This is a genomic window from Vreelandella arcis (genome assembly GCF_900103865.1).
Lineage (GTDB): Bacteria > Pseudomonadota > Gammaproteobacteria > Pseudomonadales > Halomonadaceae > Vreelandella > Vreelandella arcis.
The window spans coordinates 1-18,935 of sequence record NZ_FNII01000010.1; the positions used below are offsets into that span (position 1 = coordinate 1).

An 18,935-nucleotide genomic window follows, 5' to 3' on the forward strand; every position below is an offset into this window, starting at 1 on the left:
CGCCCGGTGGTTCAGGGCAAGCAGACGATGACGCCTTCAGAAGCCTTCGTCGAAACCATGGTCGCCAACGGGGTGACCGAGATGTTCGGCATCATGGGCTCAGCCTTCATGGACGCTATGGACATCTTTGCACCGGCCGGCATCCGGCTGATCCCGGTGGTCCACGAGCAGGGGGCGGCGCACATGGCCGACGGCTATGCGCGGGTTTCGGGACGCCACGGTACAGTCATTGGCCAGAACGGCCCAGGCATTTCCAACTGCGTCACCGGTATCGCTGCCGCCTACTGGGCGCATAGCCCGGTGGTCATCGTCACCCCTGAGGCGGGCACCACTGGGATCGGTCTGGGCGGCTTCCAGGAGTGTAAGCAGCTGCCGATGTTCCAAGAGTTCACCAAGTATCAGGGCCACGTTACCCATCCGGCACGCATGGCCGAATACACCGGGCGTTGCTTCGATCGGGCGATGTCGGAGATGGGGCCGACCCAACTGAACATTCCGCGTGACTATTTTTACGGCGAGATCGAGTGCGAGATCCCCGAGCCGGCGCGTCTCGACCGCGGCCCAGGCGGTACCCGTACCCTCAACGAGGCGGCCGAACTGCTGGCCAACGCCGAGTTCCCGGTGATCGTCTCAGGCGGCGGTGTGGTCATGGCCGATGGCGTCGACGCTTGCCAGGCGCTGGCCGAGCGGCTGGGTGCACCAGTGGTTAACAGCTACCAGCACAACGACTCCTTCCCGGCCAGTCACCCGTTATGGTGCGGCCCGCTGGGCTACCAGGGCTCCAAGGCAGGCATGAAGCTGATCGCCCAGGCCGACGTAGTGGTGGCGTTGGGCACTCGGCTGGGGCCGTTCGGCACCCTGCCGCAGCACGGCCTGGACTATTGGCCTAAGGACGCCAAGATCATCCAGATTGATGCCGACCACAAGATGCTGGGGTTAGTGAAGAAAATCGCGGTGGGTATCTGCGGCGATGCCAAGGAGGCCGCCGAGGCGATCACCCAACGCCTGGCGGGTCGCGAGCTTGTCTGTGATGCCAGCAAGGAGCGGCGCGCCGAGAAAATAGCCAGTGAGAAGGCTGCTTGGGAGCGCGAACTCGACGAGTGGACCCACGAGCGTGATCCTTACAGCCTCGACGCCATTGAGGAGGCACAGGGCGAGACGCCGTTCTCTGGCGGTGAGTATTTGCACCCGCGTCAGGTGTTACGGGAGCTGGAGAAGGCGATGCCCGAGGACGTGATGGTCTCCACCGACATCGGCAATATCAATGCCGTGGCGCACAGCTATTTGCGCTTCGAGAAGCCCCGTAGTTTTTTCGCGCCGATGAGCTTTGGTAACTGCGGCTATGCGCTACCGACCATTATCGGCGCCAAGGCAGCGGCCCCGCACCGGCCGGCGATTGCCTATGCCGGTGACGGTGCCTGGGGCATGAGTTTGATGGAGACCATGACGGCGGTGCGGGAAGGCATCCCGGTAACCGCGGTGGTCTTCCACAACCGCCAGTGGGGTGCCGAGAAGAAGAATCAGGTGGAATTCTACAACCGTCGCTTCGTGGCCGGCGAGCTGGACAACCAGAGCTTTGCTGAGATCGGTAGAGCCATGGGAGCGGAAGGTATCACCGTAGGTCGCCTCGAGGACGTAGGCCCAGCGCTGAAGAAGGCGGTGGACATGCAGATGAACGAGGGCAAGACGTGCATCATCGAGATCATGTGCACCCGCGAGCTGGGCGACCCCTTCCGTCGCGACGCGCTGAAGAAGCCGGTGCGTCTGCTTGAGAAGTACCAGGACTACGTCTGATCAGGTAATCAAGTTTCTGTTGACCTGATGTTTTGATCCAAGTCCCGGTCCTAGTGGTACGAAAACTGCTAGGTCGGGGCTTTTTTATGATCGTGGCATGACCTCCCAAACTAGCAGCCCCAAAGGGATGTCGGCATGCTCGAAAACCCCGCCGCATACGCTCACAGAATCGTTTAGCTGGTTTGGGTCGAGAGCTGGCCGTCTCAAACGAAGGTTCGAGGAGACAATTGATGAAGGACTTTCTGATAATTGGCGGTGGTGTCATCGGCATGATGACCGCCTGGCAATTGGCCGATGCTGGTCATGAAGTAAATCTTGTAGAGCAAGGGACTTGCTCGGGTGAGGCTTCCTGGGCCGGGGGTGGCATCGTCTCGCCGCTCTACCCATGGCGGTATCCTACCCCTATCTCGCAGCTAGCGAGCTGGTCGGAGGGGCGTTATGCGGAGTTGACGGCACACTTGGCCGAGGAAACCGGCATAGATCCAGAATTTCGCCGAAAGGGATTGATCTACCTCGATGTCGAGGATGAAATCCGTGCCGTCGAATGGGCCAGACACGTTGATAAGCCACTGAGTCGGATTGATTCCTATGCCGTTTATGCCCGTGAGCCCTGGCTCGTCGCCGGAATTGAGGGAGGGTTGTGGATGCCGACCCTGGGTAGTCTGCGTAATCCCCGGCTAGGCAGGGCGCTGCGTGCCAAGCTGGAGGCATTGCCTAATGTAGCTTTGCACGAACATTGTCGTGTCGAGCGTCTGGTGGTGAATCGCGGTCATGCCAACGGCGTCGACACGACCGCCGGACGCTTCACGGCCGGTTCGGTGATTCTGTGCGGCGGAGCCTGGACGAGTCAGCTCCTGGACCCCTTGGGCATCAGCCTGCCGATACGCCCAGTCAAGGGGCAGATGATGATATTCAAAACTCCAACCGTCTCCGGGAGTCGACAGTGGCTCGAACGGGTCGTGCTACGCGATGGTCGCTATCTGATTCCCCGCAGTGATGGACGCGTCTTGGTGGGTTCGACTCTGGAGGAGGCGGGCTTCGACAAGACGCCCACCTGGAAAGCACGAAACTCTCTATATGCCAGTGCGATTTCCATTCTTCCGGCACTGGCCGAATGTGAGATTGAACATCACTGGTCGGGCCTGCGGCCGGGCGCACCCGAAGGCCTGCCTTTTATCGGCGAGTTTCCTGGCGTAGCCGACCTTTTCGTCAATGCCGGCCATTATCGTAATGGTCTGGTATTGGCGCCGGCTGCGACCCGCCTACTAGTTGACGAGCTACTGGGGCGCACACCCATCATTGATCCGACGCCCTTCCGTCCGACTGTGCGGCTAGTCTCCAGCGAGACACAGGTCGTGACCGGATAATTGCTGGTCCAATATTTCACTGACAATTGGCGCTAATGCTGGGTTGGCGGGAGTAGTAGGCTCATAACCGATAGGAGATGAATGCCTTTTCATTTCTTTTTACCTCACAGCAACAATGCTCAGGAGACCGAGATGAGCCAACCCGATACCGCATTCCTCCAGGCCTTTAGCGATGCCCTGAATAGTCACGACATCGATGCCGTCATGGACATGATGACTGACGACTGCGTCTTCTATGCCATCGCTGGTCCGGAACTGCAGGGTAAGAGCTTCGTCGGCCAAGCTGAGGTGCGCCAGGCTCTCGAGAACGCCTGGAAGACCGCGCCAGACGCCAGCTGGACCGACGCCGAGCACCATGTGATCGGCGACAAGGGCTTCACCGAATCCACTTATCAGGGCACCACCGTTGATGGCGTTCGCTCCGAGGCGCGCATGATTGATGCCTTTACCTTCCGCGAAGGCAAAATCGCCGTGAAGAACGCCTTCCGCAAGAACCGCCCCCCCGTCAACGCCTGATTGCCTCAGGTTCGAGCACCGCATTCAGACTGCTAGGAGTCCGATCATGGAGACAGCAATGCCACGCAACGGGGTGGACACCGAGGCGACCAAGACCTCGCCCTCCCAGCCATATGATCCGACCTATGACCCTCTGAAGAGCGCCACTCCGGGGGAAGGTCGTGACTACGCGCCGACCTACTGGATCGGCACCGCTGGCGAGCCACCAGCCGATGACGGGCCCATCATCCAGGATACGGATGCCGATGTCGTCATCATCGGCTCCGGCTTCACAGGACTTACGGCGGCGATCTTTCTTGCCGAGGAGTATGGCATCAAGGCGACGGTGCTCGAGGCCAACCGCACCAGTTGGGGCTGCTCGACCCGTAACGGCGGCCAGGCTCAGTGCGCATCGGGTCGCCTCAAACGCTCGCAGTGGATCCAGCGATATGGCCTGGATACTGCCCTGAAGCTGCATCGCGAATGTCTTGACGGCATGGCGACGTTCAAGGCGCTGATCAAGGACATCGACTGCGAGCCTCAGCCTGGCGGACATCTCTACGTGGCCCACCGCGACAAGGTGATGCCAACCCTTGAGAAAGAGGCGAAGTTGCTGCGCGAGACCTTCGACTACGATGTCCAGATCATTGATGCCGACACAGTGAAGCGCGAGTGGATCGGTGATCTGGAGGCGGCCGGCGCGATGCACGAGCCTGAAGGTATCGGCATCCACGCCGGCAAGCTGGCCTTCGGCTATCACCGCAAGGCTCGAGCGTTGGGGGTGAAGATCCACCCGGCGAGCCCAGTGCAGGGGTTCGAGACCCACGGAGATGTGCACTACTTGCAGACCCCGGGTGGCGTGGTCAAGGCGAGGGCCGTGGGCATTGCCACCGGCGGCTACACTTCCCAGAGCCTGCATCGTGAGCTCAAGAACAGGCTGCTGCCTATCCTCTCGAACTCCATCGTCACGCGTCAGCTGACCAACGACGAGGTCGAAGCCTGCAGTCTGCGCACGCGCCAGGTGATCACCGATACCCGGATTTTGCGCCACTACTATCGCCTACTGCCCGATAACCGCCTGCAGATAGGCAGCCGCAGTGCCATCACCGGTCGGGATGCGCCCCAGAAGAAGTACGAGACGATGCTTATTGGCGACATGCACCGCAAGTTTCCAGCGCTAAAGGGTATCGATATCGATTACTCATGGTGGGGTTGGGTGGACGTCAGCCACGACATGATGCCGCGCATCCATCAGCCCGATGCCAAGGAGACGGTCTACTATGCCCTGGGCTACGGCGGCAACGGCGTGATGTATTCGGCCCAGGCCGGGCGACGCCTGGCGCAGTGGATCGCCGGGCACGGCCATGAGCTTGACCTGCCGATTTTCACCTCGAAGATGCCGTTCCCCAACCTGCGCGAGAAGGTCGAGTCCCAGGCCTTCGCCCCCTTCCGGCGCTTCGGCCAGCGTTTCCTCTATCGCTGGTACTACCTGAAGGATGAGGTGATCTGAGTGTCGATCGCCAGCGTGGCGGGTTTGAGCCCGCCATGCCGGCATCGTGCTACACGGTCAGCTGGCTTGCTCGATGAAGGAAGCCAGGGCCGGATTCGCGTTATCGATATGCCAGGCGAGGGCGATGCTCAGCCTGGCATTGCTGTTTTCCAGCGGACGAATGGCGATGTCGCTGCGTTCGTGGCTCAGCTCGCAGTCTGGGTAGAGGGTCACACCCATCCGGGCCGCCACCAGCCCGAAGATGCTGTCGCTATTCGGTGCCTCCTGGGCGACCCGCGGAATGAACCCGGCCTCGAGGCAGTAGGCCTGCAACTGAGGGGTGAAGTGGCGCCAGGTGTCGGGGTGGCCGATCACGAAGAGCTCGTTGGCCAGGGCCTCCAGGGGGATCGTCCGGCACGCCGCCAGCGGATGATCGCGCGGCAGTACCGCCACATAGGGCGACTGATGGAAAGTGCGATGGGCGATTCTTTCCGACGTTACAGGGCCGATCAGTAGGCCCAGATCGAGCCGACCGCTTGCCAAATCCTCCAGCTGCTCGTGGGAGTTGCGCCGTACCAGCTCTATGCTGACCTCGGGAAAGGCCTCGTAGAAGCGTGACAGGTGCCGAGGTAGCGGCCCGTTGATGGCAAAGTCGATGTAGCCGATGGTCAGGTGGCCTGCCAGCCCGTCGGCCGCCCGGATGGCGCGTGCGCCGGCCTCTACCATGATGTCTGCCGCCTTGCGGCACTCCTGATAGTACGCCTCTCCCCCCGCCGTGAGTGCAACGTTGCGATTGTCGCGTTCCAGCAGCTTCACGCCGAGCTGCGCCTCTAGTTGACGTATTGCGCGACTGACCGCCGGCTGTGCCACGTGCAGCCGCTCGGAGGCACGGCGAAAGTGCAGCTCCTCGGCGACCACCATGAAGTAGCGGATCTGGAGCGCCAGAAAGCGGTTCATTTGATGCCTTTAAAGTATCAGTTGTTCGCATATTGATATTATACGATACCACCTAGTCTCGCTACCTTCTGAAGGAGAGGGAGCCACGGCGCCGCCCCTCCCTCGATTTACCTGATAACAATCAACAAGGAAGGTAATACTTGATGAGTCTATGCACCAATGCGCGCCGGCTCTGGCAGCGCATCATGACGGTGACCGGGATCGGCTATGCCGGCGACACGGCCAGCGGTAGCCATCGGCTGGGAGTCTTCCTGGAGGCCCATATCTAACAGGGGCCGATCCTTGAGCGGCATCGCCAGACCATCGGCGTGGTCTCCGGCGCTGGCCACGATGCCTGCCATATCGCCCGGGTGGCGCGCACCGCGATGCTTTTCGTGCCTTGCGCCAAGGGCTGAGCCACAACGAGGCGGAGAGCGCCGAGCTTTAGGATCTGGCCGCCGGGGCTGATGCACTGCTGCGGCTTGCCGAGCCGGGGGCGCTTCCTGACACCACAAATTTCCGACAGCACAAGCAATAACCAAAAGTTGAGAGGAATGAACGATGCAATGGTATTACGGCTATATCGTGACCTACTTCGCGAGCATGTTCGCCATCGGATTCTACTACTTTCTGAAGGTCAAGAACTCGGATGACTACCTGATCGCAGGCTGGAACATGGGATTCTGGAAGATTGTCGGGACCCACATCAGCACCAACTGCGGCGCTGCGGTATTCATCGGCTGGATCGGAATGGGCTTCACCGTCGGCATGTCGGGTTACTTCAAGTTCGCCGCCCCGGCCCTTTTGACCAGCATGCTGCTGATCATCCTGTTCAGCGCGCCCCTGAGGCGCCAGCGCCTCTATACCTTGGCGGACCTGTTCAGCGAGCGATTCGGCGCCCGGGTAGGACTGATGCCGTCTGTGTTCTCCGCCTTAGTCTATTCGGTGCCGACCACGGCCCTGCAGATCGTGGGCATGAGCACCATCTTGCATATCGTCTTCGGCATGGATGTCAAGGTTGGCATCGCGCTCTCCTTCGCGCTGATCCTCGGCTTCACGATTCTCGGCGGACTGGTGGCGACCATCGTCACCGATGCCCTGCAGAGCGTGATCGTGGTGCTGGGCATCGTGATCCTGGCGCTGGTGGTGGTGAATTTCGGCGGCGGCGTTGCCTCGATCATTGCCAGCACACCGGCGACCTATATCAGCCCAACGGGCGCCGGCGGGCTCGCCGAGGTGCTGACCTTCGCGCTGACTGTGGCGCCGTTCTACCTGGTCTGGCAGTCGACCTGGCAGCGCATCTTCGCCTCGAAGGATGAGCGGGTCGCGGTGCGGGCCGGGGTAACGGCCTATGCCTCGCTGTTGGTGCTGACCCTGCTGCCCTTCGGGATCGGAGTGGTGGCCCGGCAGTTCGTCCCGCTCGACATGGATCCCAACCTGATCTTCTCCTACGTGACCGTCGAGCTGCTGCATCCGGCGGTAGGGGGCATAGTGGTCGTCGGCCTTCTCTCCGCGCTGATGACCGGCGCCGACTCCTTCATCCTCCAGGGGGCCTCCAACCTCTCCCAGGACATCTATGCACGGATGATCAACCCTGCCGCCGACAACGACCAGAAGATGCGGGTCGCCCGGCTGAGCGTCGTGCTAATCTCACTGGCTGCCCTGGGCGTGGCCTATCTAATGACTGACATCATCTCGCTCTATCAGTGGGCGCTGCGACTATCGGCGACGACCTTGGTGATCCCCTTCCTGGCCATTATGTTCTGGCGTCGCGCCACCGGTGGGGCGGTGCTGGTAGGCATGCTCCTAGCCTGCGCCACCACCCTGATCTGGCCACTGTTCAATACTGGCTTCGATCAGGTGTTTGCCGGATTTTTCGTCTCGTTGCTGGTCACGGTGGGCGGCAGCCTGCTCACGACCCACTCTCGCGAGGAGAATGTCGCCGCCGTCTTCTGGGAAAACCTGCCCTCCGCCTCGACGCGCGATGGGGGCGTCGCCTCAGTCATGCCCGCCACTACAAAGGAGCAGCTGTCATGATCCAGGTCTATGAGGCTCGCAAGATCATCACGATGAACCCCTCCCAGCCGCAGGCCACGCATATCGCGGTCAAGGAAGGACGCATCCTGGCGGTGGGAGACCTGGCGGCGATGCGGGAGTTCGGCGAGATCCGGGTCGATGGTCGCTTCGCCGACTGCTGCCTGATGCCGGGCTTCGTCGAGGGACACAGTCACGCCCTGGAAGGCACTATGTGGGAGTACCCCTATCTAGGATATTTCCCGCGGCGCGACCCGGCAGGCGTGCACTGGGCGGGCGCCCAGAGCCTCGAAGCGGCCCAGGCGCTGCTCCGCGAGCAGGCTGAACGGCTGCCGCCGGGCCGGCCGCTGATTGCCTGGGGCTTCGATCCGGTCTACTTCGAGGGCGCGAGACTCGATCGTCTCCTGCTGGACGAGGCGGTCGACCATCTGCCGCTGGTGGTTCTGCATGCCAGCTTGCATGTCATGACCGTCAACTCCGCGATGCTGGAGCTGGCTGGGCTTCACCGGCACGCCGAGATCGAAGGCATCATGGTCGGCGACGATGGCAGACCCAATGGGGAGCTCCAGGAGATGGCCGCCATGCACGCTATCTTCGAGACCTTGGGCATGAACCTCTTCGAAACGGTCGGGTCACCGACGACGCTGTGGCGGTACGGTCGGGTCGCCCGCAATGCCGGGGTGACCACCATCACCGACCTCTACAACCCCCTGACCGACGAGGGCATCGCCGCGCTCAAGGACGTCACTGCCGACGAGGACTTCCCCGTGCGTCTGGTGCCGGCTATGGCGGCGCTGGCTTGGTCGGTGGAGGAGGGCATCAAGCGTCTGCAGGGCTGCCTCGAGCAGGGCAACGACAAACTGTACTTCGGCCCGGTCAAACTGATGACCGACGGCTCCATCCAGGGCTATACCGCCCGCCTCAAGTGGCCCCACTACCATGATGGGCATGCCAACGGCATCTGGAATGCGCCCCCGGAGACCCTCTGGGAGATGGTCGAGGCCTATCACCAGGCGGGCCTCCAGCTGCATATCCATACCAACGGCGACGAGGCCGTGGAACTGATGCTGGAGGCCCTGGAAGGCGCGTTGACGTTCTGGCCGAAGCGGGATCATCGTCACACCCTGCAGCACTGTCAGGTGATCGACCATGCCCAGCTGCGCCGCGCCTCGGTGCAGGGGCTATGCCTGAACATGTTCGCCAACCATCTCTACTACTGGGGCGACATCCATCGCCAGCGCACCCTAGGACATGAGCGCTGCCAGCGGCTGGAGCCGCTGGCCAGCGCCCGGCGGCTGGGAATCCCTACTGCCATCCACAGCGATGCGCCGGTCACGCCGCTGGGTCCGCTGTTCACCGCTTGGTGCGCGGTGATGCGCCAGACGGCTACGGGGAAGACCCTTGGCGAACATGAGCGGCTCTCGGTGGCTGAGGCCCTGGAGATGATCACACTTGGGGCGGCGTACACCCTGCGCCTTGATCATCTGGTGGGCAGCCTCGAGGTCGGCAAGTTCGCCGACATGGTTGCGCTCGACTGCGATCCGCTGGTGTCTCCCCCGGAGGCCCTCAAGGAGATTCGTGTGACGGCCACGATCCTGGGAGGGCGAGTGCATGACGCGGAGTGATGCAGCGAAGGCACCGTTGACAGTGATCGGCGGCTTTCTCGGGGCTGGCAAGACAACCTACCTCAATGCTCTGATTCGTGAGGGGATCCCCGAAAACTCTCTGATCGTGATCAACGACTTCGGTGATATCAACATCGACGCCGAGCTGATCGACTACCGGGACGATCGGATGATCCAGCTGACCAACGGCTGTATCTGCTGCACCTTGGGCGGCACCCTGGCTGAGCAACTGGCGAAGGCCATGCGCCTTAAGGCATCGCCAGAAGCGGTTCTCATTGAGACCAGCGGGGTCGCCGACCCCGCACGCATTGCCGATATCGCGCGGCTGTCGCATCGCCTGATGCTGAAGGAGGTGGTGTGTCTGGTGGATGGCGGGCAGATCGATACGCATCGTCGCGATCCGCTGACCGGTGACACTTGGCGCGCCCAGGTTCAGTCGGCGACGCGGATCCTGGTCAACCGGCTCTCCGCGGCCAATGACGCCGATACGTTGTTGAGCGAGCTGAGACGGCTGAATGTGACGGCCGCCATACACGACATAGGAAGGTTGGCGTGTTCTGCAACTGATGAGCGTTCGACCGAGGCGCCTGCTGTGGTCAGGGCCAGAGCACTCTCTCACGATGCCACGTCGTCACGTGGCTGGCAGTCGGCCAGCCTCGCGATGCCTGCGGCTGTGAAGCTCGAGCGCCTGCATGAGCTTCTTACCGACTACGGTGACGTGCTGCTGCGCGCCAAGGGCTTTGTCTGTTGCCGAGACCGCCAGTCGCGTCTGCTGCTGCAGTTTAGCGGGGGGCGGCTTAGCTCTCAGCCAGCCCCTCTGCGTGCAGGGCGTTGCCAGTTAGTCTGCATCGGTCGAGCAGGGGAGCGCTTCGAGGAGCTGATCTCGGCCCTTTCGCGACTGGGACAGGGAGAAGCGACCGGCGCTGCCTAGCCGGGGAGACGCTGTGATGCCGGCGCCGCCCTGGGCGAGGTGGCACTCAAGGTGACACCGCCTGGGGAATCAGTGCCGCCAAGCGTTCGATACCGGCCTCGATGCGCGCTTCGGGAATGGCCGAGAAGCCCAGCCGGAAATACTCAAGGTGGGGGCCGTCGAAGAAGTGGATGTCGCCGCACTCGATCAGGATGCTCTGCTCGGCCGCGAGGCGGCGCAGCTCATGACAGTCGAGCCCATCGGGGCCCTTGACCCAGAAGCAGGAGCCCCCGTAGGTCGAGGGAACGAAGGCGTTTGGCATGTGCCGAGCCAGAGCCTCGTTCATGCGCTGCCAGCGGCTGTGGAACACCTGGTGGATCTGGCGCAGCAAGGCATCGTGATAGCCGCGATCCAGGAACAGCGATACGGCGCGCTGGTTGTTGGTCGGCGGGTGGCGCAGCATCAGCCGACGCAGCGCGCGGGCTTCGCGGATCAGCGCCGGCGGGCCGACCATGTAGCCCAGGCGGAGGCCCGGTGCGAGAGTTTTGGAGAGGCTGCCCACGTAGATCACCCGGTTGTGGCGATCCAGGCTCTTCAGTGCCGGCGTGGGGTTGTCCAGGTAGTTAGTCTCGCTCTCGTAGTCGTCCTCCACGATCAGGAAATTGTCGACCTCCGCCATGTCGAGCAGCTTGCGGCGCCGCTCCAGCGGCATGGTGACTGTGGTTGGCGCCTGGTGGCTGGGGGTCACATAGAGCAGTTGGCAGTCGGCGATCGTCTGATCAAGGCGCATGCCCTGCTCGTCGATCGGCAGCAGATGGACATCGTCGGTAAAAGTGCGGGCGATGTTGTATACGTCGACGTAGCCGGGATTCTCCATCCCGAAACGACGGTCGGCCTTGAGCAACAGCATGCAGGTGATCCATAGCGCCTGCTGGGCCCCGATCGTGACCAGGATCTCCTCGGGCTTGGCCCACACGCCGCGGCGCGGCAGCAGTCGCTTGTGAATCTGTTCGATCAGCAGCGGATCGTCGTCGTTGAGGTGATCCACAGACCAGCTGCGGATCGCCGGTACGCTCATCGAGTCACGGCTACACTCCCGCCAATGCTGAGTCGGGAAGAGCTCTGGGTCGATCTGGCCGTAGAGGAATGGATAATCGTAGCGATGCCAGTCGCTGGGCTTGTTGATGGTCTGCTGCCGGGAAGGATGCATGGTCAGCAACTCCTCCCAGGGCAGGCGCTCGGCGTCGATATCGTTCAGGCGCACTGGCTTCTCGGCCCGGCCCTCAAGGATCTCGGGATTAACAAAGTAGCCGCTGCGCTCTCTGGCGATCAGGTAGCCATCGTCAAGCAGTTGTTCGTAAGCTAGCATCACCGTGTTGCGGGCAACATGCAGCTCCTTGGCCAGCTTGCGGCTCGAGGGGAGAGGTTCGTCCCGGGACAGATGACCGTCGAGTATGGCGCGGGCGATCTGCTCGCGCAGTTGTTTCTGTAGGCTCTCTGGAAGATCGGGATCGAGATGGAAAAGAAGCTGAACCATTAAAATTTTGTCTCGCCAGGGCTTATTATAAGCAGCTAGACATTATGCGGTATTCCCTCCGAAAAACTAGGGTGCTCAAAAGTAGAATTTTCCGTAAGCTACACGCAGGAAGATTCCGTATGAAAAAATCACGGTTTTCCGACAGCCAGATCCTGTCGATTCTCAAACAAGCCGAGAATGGCGTGCCGATCTCGGATCTGTGTCGTGAGCACGGCATGAGCAGTGCGACGTTTTACAAGTGGCGCGCCAAGTTCGTTGGCATGGACGCATCTATGGTGGCCAGCTTGAAAGAGCTGGAGGATTAGAACCGTCGGCTCCAGGAGATATTCTCAAGGAAGCCATCGAAAAAGTGGTAAAGCCGTCTCGTCGCCGTGAGATGGCGCAGAAAGCCGTCAATGAGAAGGGTGTCAGTATTTGTCTGGCGTGTTGGATTTTCAGCATCAGCGAGACTTGCTACCACTTCCTGGCCAAGCTCAGCAGCGAGAATGCCGAGATCGCGGACCGGCTGATCCGGTTAAACCGCAACCAGCGGAACTGGGACTTCGGTCTGAGCTTTCTGCATCTGCGCAATGTGAAAGGCTTCGCCTGGAACCATAAGCGGTCTATAGGATTTACCGGGAACTAGAGCTGAATCTGCACATTAAGCTCAGGAAGCGCCTTGTTCTTGAGAAACCCGAGCCATTAGCCGTTCCGGAAGCCATTAACGACAGTTGGTCGATGGATTTTATGCATGACCAACTCTGCGACGGTCGCAGTTATCGGTTGTTGAATATCATTGATGACTGCAGCCGAGAAGGTCTCGGTATTGAGGTCGACTTCTCGTTGCCGGCGGAGCGTGCCATCCGCTCGCTTGAGCGGATCATTGAGTGGCGAGGAAAACCGCGCTCGATCCGCTGTGACAGGGTTCAGAGTACATCAGTGGCAAGCTGGCGACATGGGCCGAGAACCAGGGCATCAAACTGGTTTTTATCCATCCGGGTAAGCCTCAGCAAAATGCCAGTATCGAGCAATACAATATGGGGCATGGAGGGGTTACCCCTCAACAGAAATTGGCCATGGCGGCCTGATATTCTGGATTCAAAGAATAACCGCAGCACTTTGGATCACACATTAGAGGAAGGAGGGCCAGCGCCGGTACCCTCTCGACTTTACCAATGGGATGGAGTCCGACCCACCCTACACAGGCGCTGCTGCGCCACAATGGAGAGTGAGAGGGCTACTGTCATGCCCAGGCTGAGGAGCACATCCCATGACCATTTCCCGAGTCGGTGTTGATATTGCCAAGTCTGTCTTCCGTGTCCACAGTGTCGACCGTCATGATCAGGTGCAGTGGCGAGGGAAGTACGCCCGTGACAAGTGGCTGGACGCAATCGTCAAGCGTGTCCCTATCGGTGCCGAGATCGCCATGGAAGCCTGCGCCTCTTCTCATTATTGGGCGTTCAGACACGTGGTTATCACGTCAAGCTGATCGCGGTCTAATTCGTGAAGCCCTACGTCAAGAGCAATAAGAATGACCGAGTCGATGCCGAGGCCATCTGTGAAGCCATGGGGCGACCAACAATGCGTTTTGTGGTAGTAAAAACGGCAGCTCAACAAGATATTCAGACCACTCATCGCATCCGGGAAGAGCTGGTTCAGCAACACACTGCCAAGGCAAATCAGATTCGCGGATTGGTCGGCGAATACGGGCTAGTGGTTCCCGTCGGTATCGGTCAGTTGCGCACGGCTCTGCCACGCTGGCTGGAAGACGCTGAGAACGGGTTGACCGATGACTTCCGTTTCCTGCTTGCTGGGCTCGCCGAAGATCTTCGGTACCTGGATGATCGAATTGCTACTGTCACTGAGCGCATTGCGCTCCACGCCAAAACTGACCCAATGGCGAAATGCCTAATGAAACTCCGTGGTTTCGGCAGCATTACGGCCAGTGCGCTGGCCGGCGCCCTGGGGGATGCTAAGGCGTTCAAGCGTGGACGTGACTTTGCTGCCTCACTGGGCCTGACACCGCGTCAGCACAGTACCGGCGGACGAGACCGCCTGCTGGGGATTAGCAAGCGTGGCGATCGTTACCTGCGCACATTGCTGGTACATGGTGCCCGGGTGGTCTTGCGATACACGGAAGGCAAAGAGGACAACCTGAGTCACTGGGTTCGGCAACTGGCTGAGCGCAAACATGTCAATGTGGCGGTGATTGCCTTGGCCAACAAGACGGCGCGTATCGCCTGGTCGATCACCTGTCATGACAATGCCTACGATCCGGATAGAGCAGCTAGAGCTGCGTAAATCCAACCCCGTGAATCTAATGCTTTTATTGCACTGAGGTCACCCACCACCACGATTGCTGAGCATTCTGCAAGATGGCAAACAGGTCGAACCGACGTCGGTAAACCCCGTTTTGGACGAAGAGCTAGCAGCTCGCCTTACCATTTGGGAACTGTCGTGCGAATAGCCCATTAGGATCCGATGCCACTGGCATCTTCTTAAAGACCGGATATACGTGTGCAGTCGTTCCTATTAACCATCGTGCCTTGTGCTTGCAACCGGGTCAGACTCCATATACGACCAAAGTGAAGCAGAGCATGGGATACCGACAACTGACCCAGGCCCAACGATACCAAATTTTTGCCTATCTTGAGACTGGCATTAGCCAGCGGCAAATAGCCAAGGTTATTGGAGTTCACAGCAGTACCATTAGCCGAGAGATAAATCGCAATGGGTATAAGACTGGGTATGCGCCTGAGCAGGCGCAATCGAGAAGTGATCGGCGCCGACGCAGCGCTTGGAAAGTGGCGAAGCGCCTGCCCAGCCTGATTCGATGGGTCACTGATCAACTGATGGACGAATGGAGCCCTCAGCAAATTAGTGGCTTCATGGCGAATGCCAACGGGGTTTGCGTAAGCCTTCAGTGGATCTATGCGTTGATCTGGGACGACAAGAAACACGGCGGCGAATTATGGAAGCGACTCCGGCTACCACGCCAGTGGCGCTATCAGCGCCGATTGGCCAAGCATGCGGAATTGGGCAAGTAGGCATTGAACAGCGCCCCGCTGAAGTGGAAGAACGGCGCCATATCGGCCATTGGGAAGGCGATACGGTACTCAAAGGCCACAAAGAATCTGGCCTGGTGACCCTGGTCGAGAGGCGCAGCGATTATCTCTTAGCGGCGCGCCTGCCGACGATCACGGCCATTGGAACGGCCAAGGAGATGACCCGGTTATTAGAACCACGCCGAGGCGCAGTGCAGACCATCACCATCAATAACGGTTCGGAATTCGCCGAGCACCGACAGGTTGCCAAGGCTGTCTCGGCCAAAGACTTATTTTTGCGACCCGTACCGCTCATGCCAGCGTGGCACCAATGAAAATACCAACGGCCTGATTCGGCAATATTTCCCGAAAGGGACGGACTTCCGAAAGGTGAGCGACTCAGCACTGAGGATAGTCGTTGCCAAGTTGAACAACCGCCCCAGAAAACGCTTGGTATCGGACACCGGCACAAGTGTTCCTGGGAGAGTATTCAGGGGCGCTGAAAACCGCGGGTGCTGCGCTTAATGTTTGAATTCAGGATCTAAACGGCCTCAGAAGCCGAGGGTCGCAGGTTCGAATCCATCCGGCGCGCCAAATTGCCAAAAAAGGGGCCTGCGAGAAATCGCAGGCCCCTTTTTGTCTAATTATTCTAATGGCTTAGAGCTACTGGGTGGCGGTTGAACACGCCCGGCCCACGTTTCCCTACTCTGCTAGACCCCAGAAATGCGCTATATGGCGGGTCGAAGAAATGCCGACTTCCAGCATATACTTGCCTTCTTCCCCGAGGCCGTCTTCCCCCTCGGCCATGATCGGCGTACCGTGGCCCATTTTCCCGATGATGTATTCTTCGATGACCTCTCGCCCGTCGGCGTTGCACCAGACCTGACGGGGAAAACCGTCGACCTCTTCCAGCCGTGTCGGTGGTCCCTCAACCTTGTGGATCTTCTGCCACTGCCGGACGATGGAGTCGGCGTTGGCATTGTCGACGGTCGAATCACTGCCGCCATGCCAAACCGAGATCGTGGGCCAAGGGCCGTCGAATGTCGAGGCGTCGCGCACAAGCGAATCGAGTTTGCTGTCCGACGGGCCGCCATATCCCTTCATGCGAACCATCGCCTCCATCAGGTTGTCCGCGCTGCGATAAGGTAGCCCGGCGATGATTGCACCTCCCGCGAACACCTCTGGATAGGTCGCCAGCATCACTGATGTCATAGCGCCACCCGAGGACATCCCCGTGATGAAGACACGCGAAGGGTCGATGGCGTGATCATCAACGACCTGCTCGATCATATGACGAATAGAGAGGGGTTCGCCGTCGCCGCGGCGGCTGTCGCCAGACTTGAACCAGTTGAAGCTGTTAATGGGGTTATTGGTTTTTCTTTGCTCCGGATACAGGAGCGCTATCCCGCATTCATCAGCGAGAGCAGACCAGCCTGATCCGCGATCATAGCTTTCTGCCGACTGTGTACTGCCGTGTAGCACGACGACGAGCGGCCCGTTCTTCGGAAAGTTCTTGGGGATATAGGTGTCCGCATGCAACGAACCAGGGTCAGTTCCGAACTGTTTCATGTCGGTCAAACGATCGTGGCTATTTGAAAATGTCGACATAGGATCTCCTTTGTCAGTTTTATATGGCGCATGATGCTGCCTGCAGAGAAAGTCCGCTGTGGGCAGCATCATTTAGAATAGTGCTTGCTGGAATTTAAGCGCTTTCCTTACTATCCGCTTGCAACTGGAAAGTGATGCACAGTTGTCTGTGGGGTTGCACTCGCTGGGGCAGCGGCAGGGTTCGGCGGCATTGTGAGGGCTGCACCGATGAGCGATAGATAAGAAGGGAACCCATGTGTGTGCTGCTCGGGGTACGAATTAGTATCAGTTGACTGAAAGCACCCTCCGGCAAGTTCACGGAGGATCAATCACTGTATTTGCCCAACGGTGGCCTGCTTGGCTAATGGTGCCATGGAGACTTCAGTTCACCACGAGTAGATCCAGGGCTCAGCGCCACCGCACATAATGCCAGGCCCACGGCAGCAAGGAGGATTCGCGCGGCAAGAAAATCTTGAGTGGTGATAGCCAATAGCAAAGCTATCGTTCCAAGCATTAGGGCAAAGATGGTTTTCATTGCATTTTCCTTACAGTCGATCGATTTAATGCTGAGTCTTCATGTCATGGAGGAGGAGTTGGCGAAGCCACTCACCCCAGTTCTCTCGCCATTAGTAATGAAAGTTGATGGCCATGAAGTCGGCATCTACCAGGCCGAGGGCAGAGAGTACTCGTCGGGGACAGCGACAGGTGACGATCCCCCAATGCCAAGGACAAAGCGCGGGACGGCGAATGAGAGACAATCGAGCAATCGGTCTACCATGAGAAAAGGGCGCTGCATCCCCTGCAGCGCACAGCGCAACGTCCCTGTTTAGGCATCTCCTTTGCCTCGCCCATTCTTAGGATGGCCCTTATGGAGCGCAATCACCGTGCGGAAGCGCACAGTGAGTGCGTTCCGTCATGTTTATCCTCTGGTTGAGCAGGGTAAAAAAGGCCTAAACAAGGATGTTGCGCTAAATATGGTTCTTCGAGAGCTTCCTGCTCAAGCCGTTTCTGAGGGGGATGTGCCTCTGACTGAAACCTGTAGCCGCCTTTCATTTCCCATGATGGTTCGGGATAGCCGGGGCTGATAAGTATTGTCCCAGAACGCTTGGCCCATTCATTTCAAGATAAAGGAATTTTGCCATGAGACAATCCAACGATGCCTATCCTTCACGTTTAAAAGAGTCCGAAGATCGGATCGCCCCCTTTATCCGGACCGACCCCGTGATTCATTCCGGCAATGAATACCGATGGCATGGACCGCTGGATGAGGTCGCACTATCCCAGTATGAGCGGGATGGCTTTCTGTGGTTTGAAGGGTTTTTTAATCAGGAACGAATGGCGCCGTTTTTTGACGAACTTCGTGAGATGGGTCAGGACGAGGAAATGCTGGCGTCAGATCAGGTTATTCAGGATCCCAACACCGGCGACATCCGCTCAGTGTTCGCCATGCATGAGCTTTCCGATCACTTCAGCCGCCTGACCCGAGACCCCCGCATCCTCGGCATGGTAAGGCAACTGCTCGGCAGTGAGGTCTACATTCATCAATCGCGAATTAACGACAAACTCGGGTTTGAGGGCAGTGGGTTTTACTGGCACTCAGACTTCGAGACCTGGCACAGTGAAGATGGAATGCCCCGCATGCGGTCGGTTAGCGCCTCACTGATGCTCACCGACAACAACGAGTTCAATGGGCCGCTGATGCTGATTCCCGGCTCACACCATTACTTCATCCCCTGCGTGGGTGAAACGCCGGATCTCAACTGGCAAGAATCCCTCAAGTCTCAGCGGCTAGGGGTTCCGGATCAGAAAGCACTAGCCATGATGGCCAATCGTGGTGGTATTCAGGCGCCCAAAGGGCCGGCAGGTTCGCTGATGCTTTTTGAGAGCAACACGCTGCACGCATCGAACCTAAACATGTCCCCTTGGCCCAGATCCAATCTGTTCTTTGTCTACAACAGTGTCAAGAACCTGCTGGAAGAGCCCTATGCTGCGAAGTCTGAACGTCCCGACTTCCTGGGGGCCCGAAAAAACACCGCCCCCTTGACCATGCACGACGATTTCCCGGCACTGGCCTGACCAACTCAGGATCCTGGGAAAGTTGACTTCGCTATGCTGGATCCACGGCATGGCGGAGATCT

At 59.4% G+C, this 18,935-nt stretch carries 13 protein-coding genes and 3 pseudogenes; 11 read left to right on the forward strand and 5 right to left on the reverse strand.

The annotated features are described in order from the left end of the window. Positions 1 to 6: 6 nt before the first annotated feature. From xsc to BLR97_RS12775, 4 genes are all read left to right on the forward strand, one after another. Positions 7 to 1,794, forward strand: coding sequence for a sulfoacetaldehyde acetyltransferase (gene xsc, locus BLR97_RS12760; protein WP_139172952.1), 1,788 nt, complete (start codon positions 7 to 9; stop codon positions 1,792 to 1,794). Between the two features lie 230 nt (positions 1,795 to 2,024). Continuing rightward, complete coding sequence (gene thiO, locus BLR97_RS12765; protein WP_089706923.1) at positions 2,025 to 3,161, forward strand: glycine oxidase ThiO; 1,137 nt, start codon at positions 2,025 to 2,027, stop codon at positions 3,159 to 3,161. 132 nt (positions 3,162 to 3,293) lie between these two features. Then, positions 3,294 to 3,677, forward strand: a complete 384-nt coding sequence (locus BLR97_RS12770) for a nuclear transport factor 2 family protein (protein ID WP_089707048.1) — start codon at positions 3,294 to 3,296, stop codon at positions 3,675 to 3,677. A 46-nt stretch (positions 3,678 to 3,723) separates the two neighbouring features. Continuing rightward, positions 3,724 to 5,166, forward strand: a complete 1,443-nt coding sequence (locus tag BLR97_RS12775) for an NAD(P)/FAD-dependent oxidoreductase (protein WP_170833024.1) — start codon at positions 3,724 to 3,726, stop codon at positions 5,164 to 5,166. A 57-nt stretch (positions 5,167 to 5,223) separates the two neighbouring features. Here the strand turns inward: BLR97_RS12775 and BLR97_RS12780 are convergent, their stop codons facing one another. Continuing rightward, positions 5,224 to 6,102 (reverse strand): LysR family transcriptional regulator, encoded by an 879-nt coding sequence (locus BLR97_RS12780; RefSeq protein ID WP_089706925.1) that lies wholly within the window; start codon positions 6,100 to 6,102, stop codon positions 5,224 to 5,226. Positions 6,103 to 6,251: 149 nt separating this feature from the next. Next, entirely contained in the window at positions 6,252 to 6,431 is a 180-nt protein-coding gene (locus tag BLR97_RS19740) for a hypothetical protein (protein WP_170833025.1), read from the reverse strand. A gap of 211 nt (positions 6,432 to 6,642) precedes the next feature. On the opposite strand from BLR97_RS19740, the gene BLR97_RS12785 reads away from it, so the two are divergent. The 3 genes from BLR97_RS12785 to BLR97_RS12795 are packed head-to-tail and all read left to right on the forward strand — an operon-like array spanning position 6,643 to position 10,671. Then, complete coding sequence (locus BLR97_RS12785) at positions 6,643 to 8,118, forward strand: sodium:solute symporter family protein (RefSeq protein WP_089706926.1); 1,476 nt, start codon at positions 6,643 to 6,645, stop codon at positions 8,116 to 8,118. After that, complete coding sequence (locus BLR97_RS12790; RefSeq protein ID WP_089706927.1) at positions 8,115 to 9,740, forward strand: amidohydrolase; 1,626 nt, start codon at positions 8,115 to 8,117, stop codon at positions 9,738 to 9,740. The genes BLR97_RS12785 and BLR97_RS12790 overlap by 4 nt, the downstream gene beginning before the upstream one ends. Then, a complete protein-coding gene (locus tag BLR97_RS12795) occupies positions 9,727 to 10,671 on the forward strand; it encodes a CobW family GTP-binding protein (RefSeq protein ID WP_089706928.1) in 945 nt (314 codons plus the stop codon). The genes BLR97_RS12790 and BLR97_RS12795 overlap by 14 nt, the downstream gene beginning before the upstream one ends. A gap of 46 nt (positions 10,672 to 10,717) precedes the next feature. Here the strand turns inward: BLR97_RS12795 and pdxR are convergent, their stop codons facing one another. Continuing rightward, a complete protein-coding gene (gene pdxR / locus BLR97_RS12800; RefSeq protein ID WP_089706929.1) occupies positions 10,718 to 12,187 on the reverse strand; it encodes a MocR-like pyridoxine biosynthesis transcription factor PdxR in 1,470 nt (489 codons plus the stop codon). Positions 12,188 to 12,306: 119 nt separating this feature from the next. Here pdxR and BLR97_RS12805 point away from each other — a divergent pair. From BLR97_RS12805 to BLR97_RS20180, 3 pseudogenes are all read left to right on the forward strand, one after another. After that, a pseudogene (locus BLR97_RS12805) lies at positions 12,307 to 13,254 on the forward strand (DDE-type integrase/transposase/recombinase). A gap of 182 nt (positions 13,255 to 13,436) precedes the next feature. Beyond that, a pseudogene (locus tag BLR97_RS12810) lies at positions 13,437 to 14,467 on the forward strand (IS110 family RNA-guided transposase). 296 nt (positions 14,468 to 14,763) lie between these two features. Continuing rightward, positions 14,764 to 15,742, forward strand: a pseudogene (locus BLR97_RS20180) (IS30 family transposase). A 170-nt stretch (positions 15,743 to 15,912) separates the two neighbouring features. On the opposite strand, the gene BLR97_RS12820 reads toward BLR97_RS20180, so the two are convergent. Continuing rightward, positions 15,913 to 16,818, reverse strand: a complete 906-nt coding sequence (locus BLR97_RS12820; protein ID WP_089706930.1) for an extracellular catalytic domain type 1 short-chain-length polyhydroxyalkanoate depolymerase — start codon at positions 16,816 to 16,818, stop codon at positions 15,913 to 15,915. A gap of 340 nt (positions 16,819 to 17,158) precedes the next feature. After that, positions 17,159 to 17,332, reverse strand: a complete 174-nt coding sequence (locus BLR97_RS19745) for a hypothetical protein (protein ID WP_170833027.1) — start codon at positions 17,330 to 17,332, stop codon at positions 17,159 to 17,161. A 605-nt stretch (positions 17,333 to 17,937) separates the two neighbouring features. Here BLR97_RS19745 and thpD point away from each other — a divergent pair. After that, complete coding sequence (gene thpD, locus BLR97_RS12825) at positions 17,938 to 18,873, forward strand: ectoine hydroxylase (RefSeq protein WP_089706931.1); 936 nt, start codon at positions 17,938 to 17,940, stop codon at positions 18,871 to 18,873. Positions 18,874 to 18,935: the final 62 nt, after the last annotated feature.

Excerpts from the sequence above, each read along its gene's own strand:
- thiO (WP_089706923.1), top strand. The coding sequence starts at position 2,025 with ATGAAGGACTTTCTGATAATTGGCGGTGGTGTCATCGGCATGATGACC.
- BLR97_RS12770 (WP_089707048.1), top strand. The coding sequence starts at position 3,294 with ATGAGCCAACCCGATACCGCATTCCTCCAGGCCTTTAGCGATGCCCTG.
- BLR97_RS12775 (WP_170833024.1), top strand. The coding sequence starts at position 3,724 with ATGGAGACAGCAATGCCACGCAACGGGGTGGACACCGAGGCGACCAAG.
- BLR97_RS12780 (WP_089706925.1), bottom strand. The coding sequence starts at position 6,102 with ATGAACCGCTTTCTGGCGCTCCAGATCCGCTACTTCATGGTGGTCGCC.
- BLR97_RS12785 (WP_089706926.1), top strand. The coding sequence starts at position 6,643 with ATGCAATGGTATTACGGCTATATCGTGACCTACTTCGCGAGCATGTTC.
- BLR97_RS12790 (WP_089706927.1), top strand. The coding sequence starts at position 8,115 with ATGATCCAGGTCTATGAGGCTCGCAAGATCATCACGATGAACCCCTCC.
- BLR97_RS12795 (WP_089706928.1), top strand. The coding sequence starts at position 9,727 with ATGACGCGGAGTGATGCAGCGAAGGCACCGTTGACAGTGATCGGCGGC.
- pdxR (WP_089706929.1), bottom strand. The coding sequence starts at position 12,187 with ATGGTTCAGCTTCTTTTCCATCTCGATCCCGATCTTCCAGAGAGCCTA.
- BLR97_RS12820 (WP_089706930.1), bottom strand. The coding sequence starts at position 16,818 with ATGTCGACATTTTCAAATAGCCACGATCGTTTGACCGACATGAAACAG.
- BLR97_RS19745 (WP_170833027.1), bottom strand. The coding sequence starts at position 17,332 with ATGAAAACCATCTTTGCCCTAATGCTTGGAACGATAGCTTTGCTATTG.
- thpD (WP_089706931.1), top strand. The coding sequence starts at position 17,938 with ATGAGACAATCCAACGATGCCTATCCTTCACGTTTAAAAGAGTCCGAA.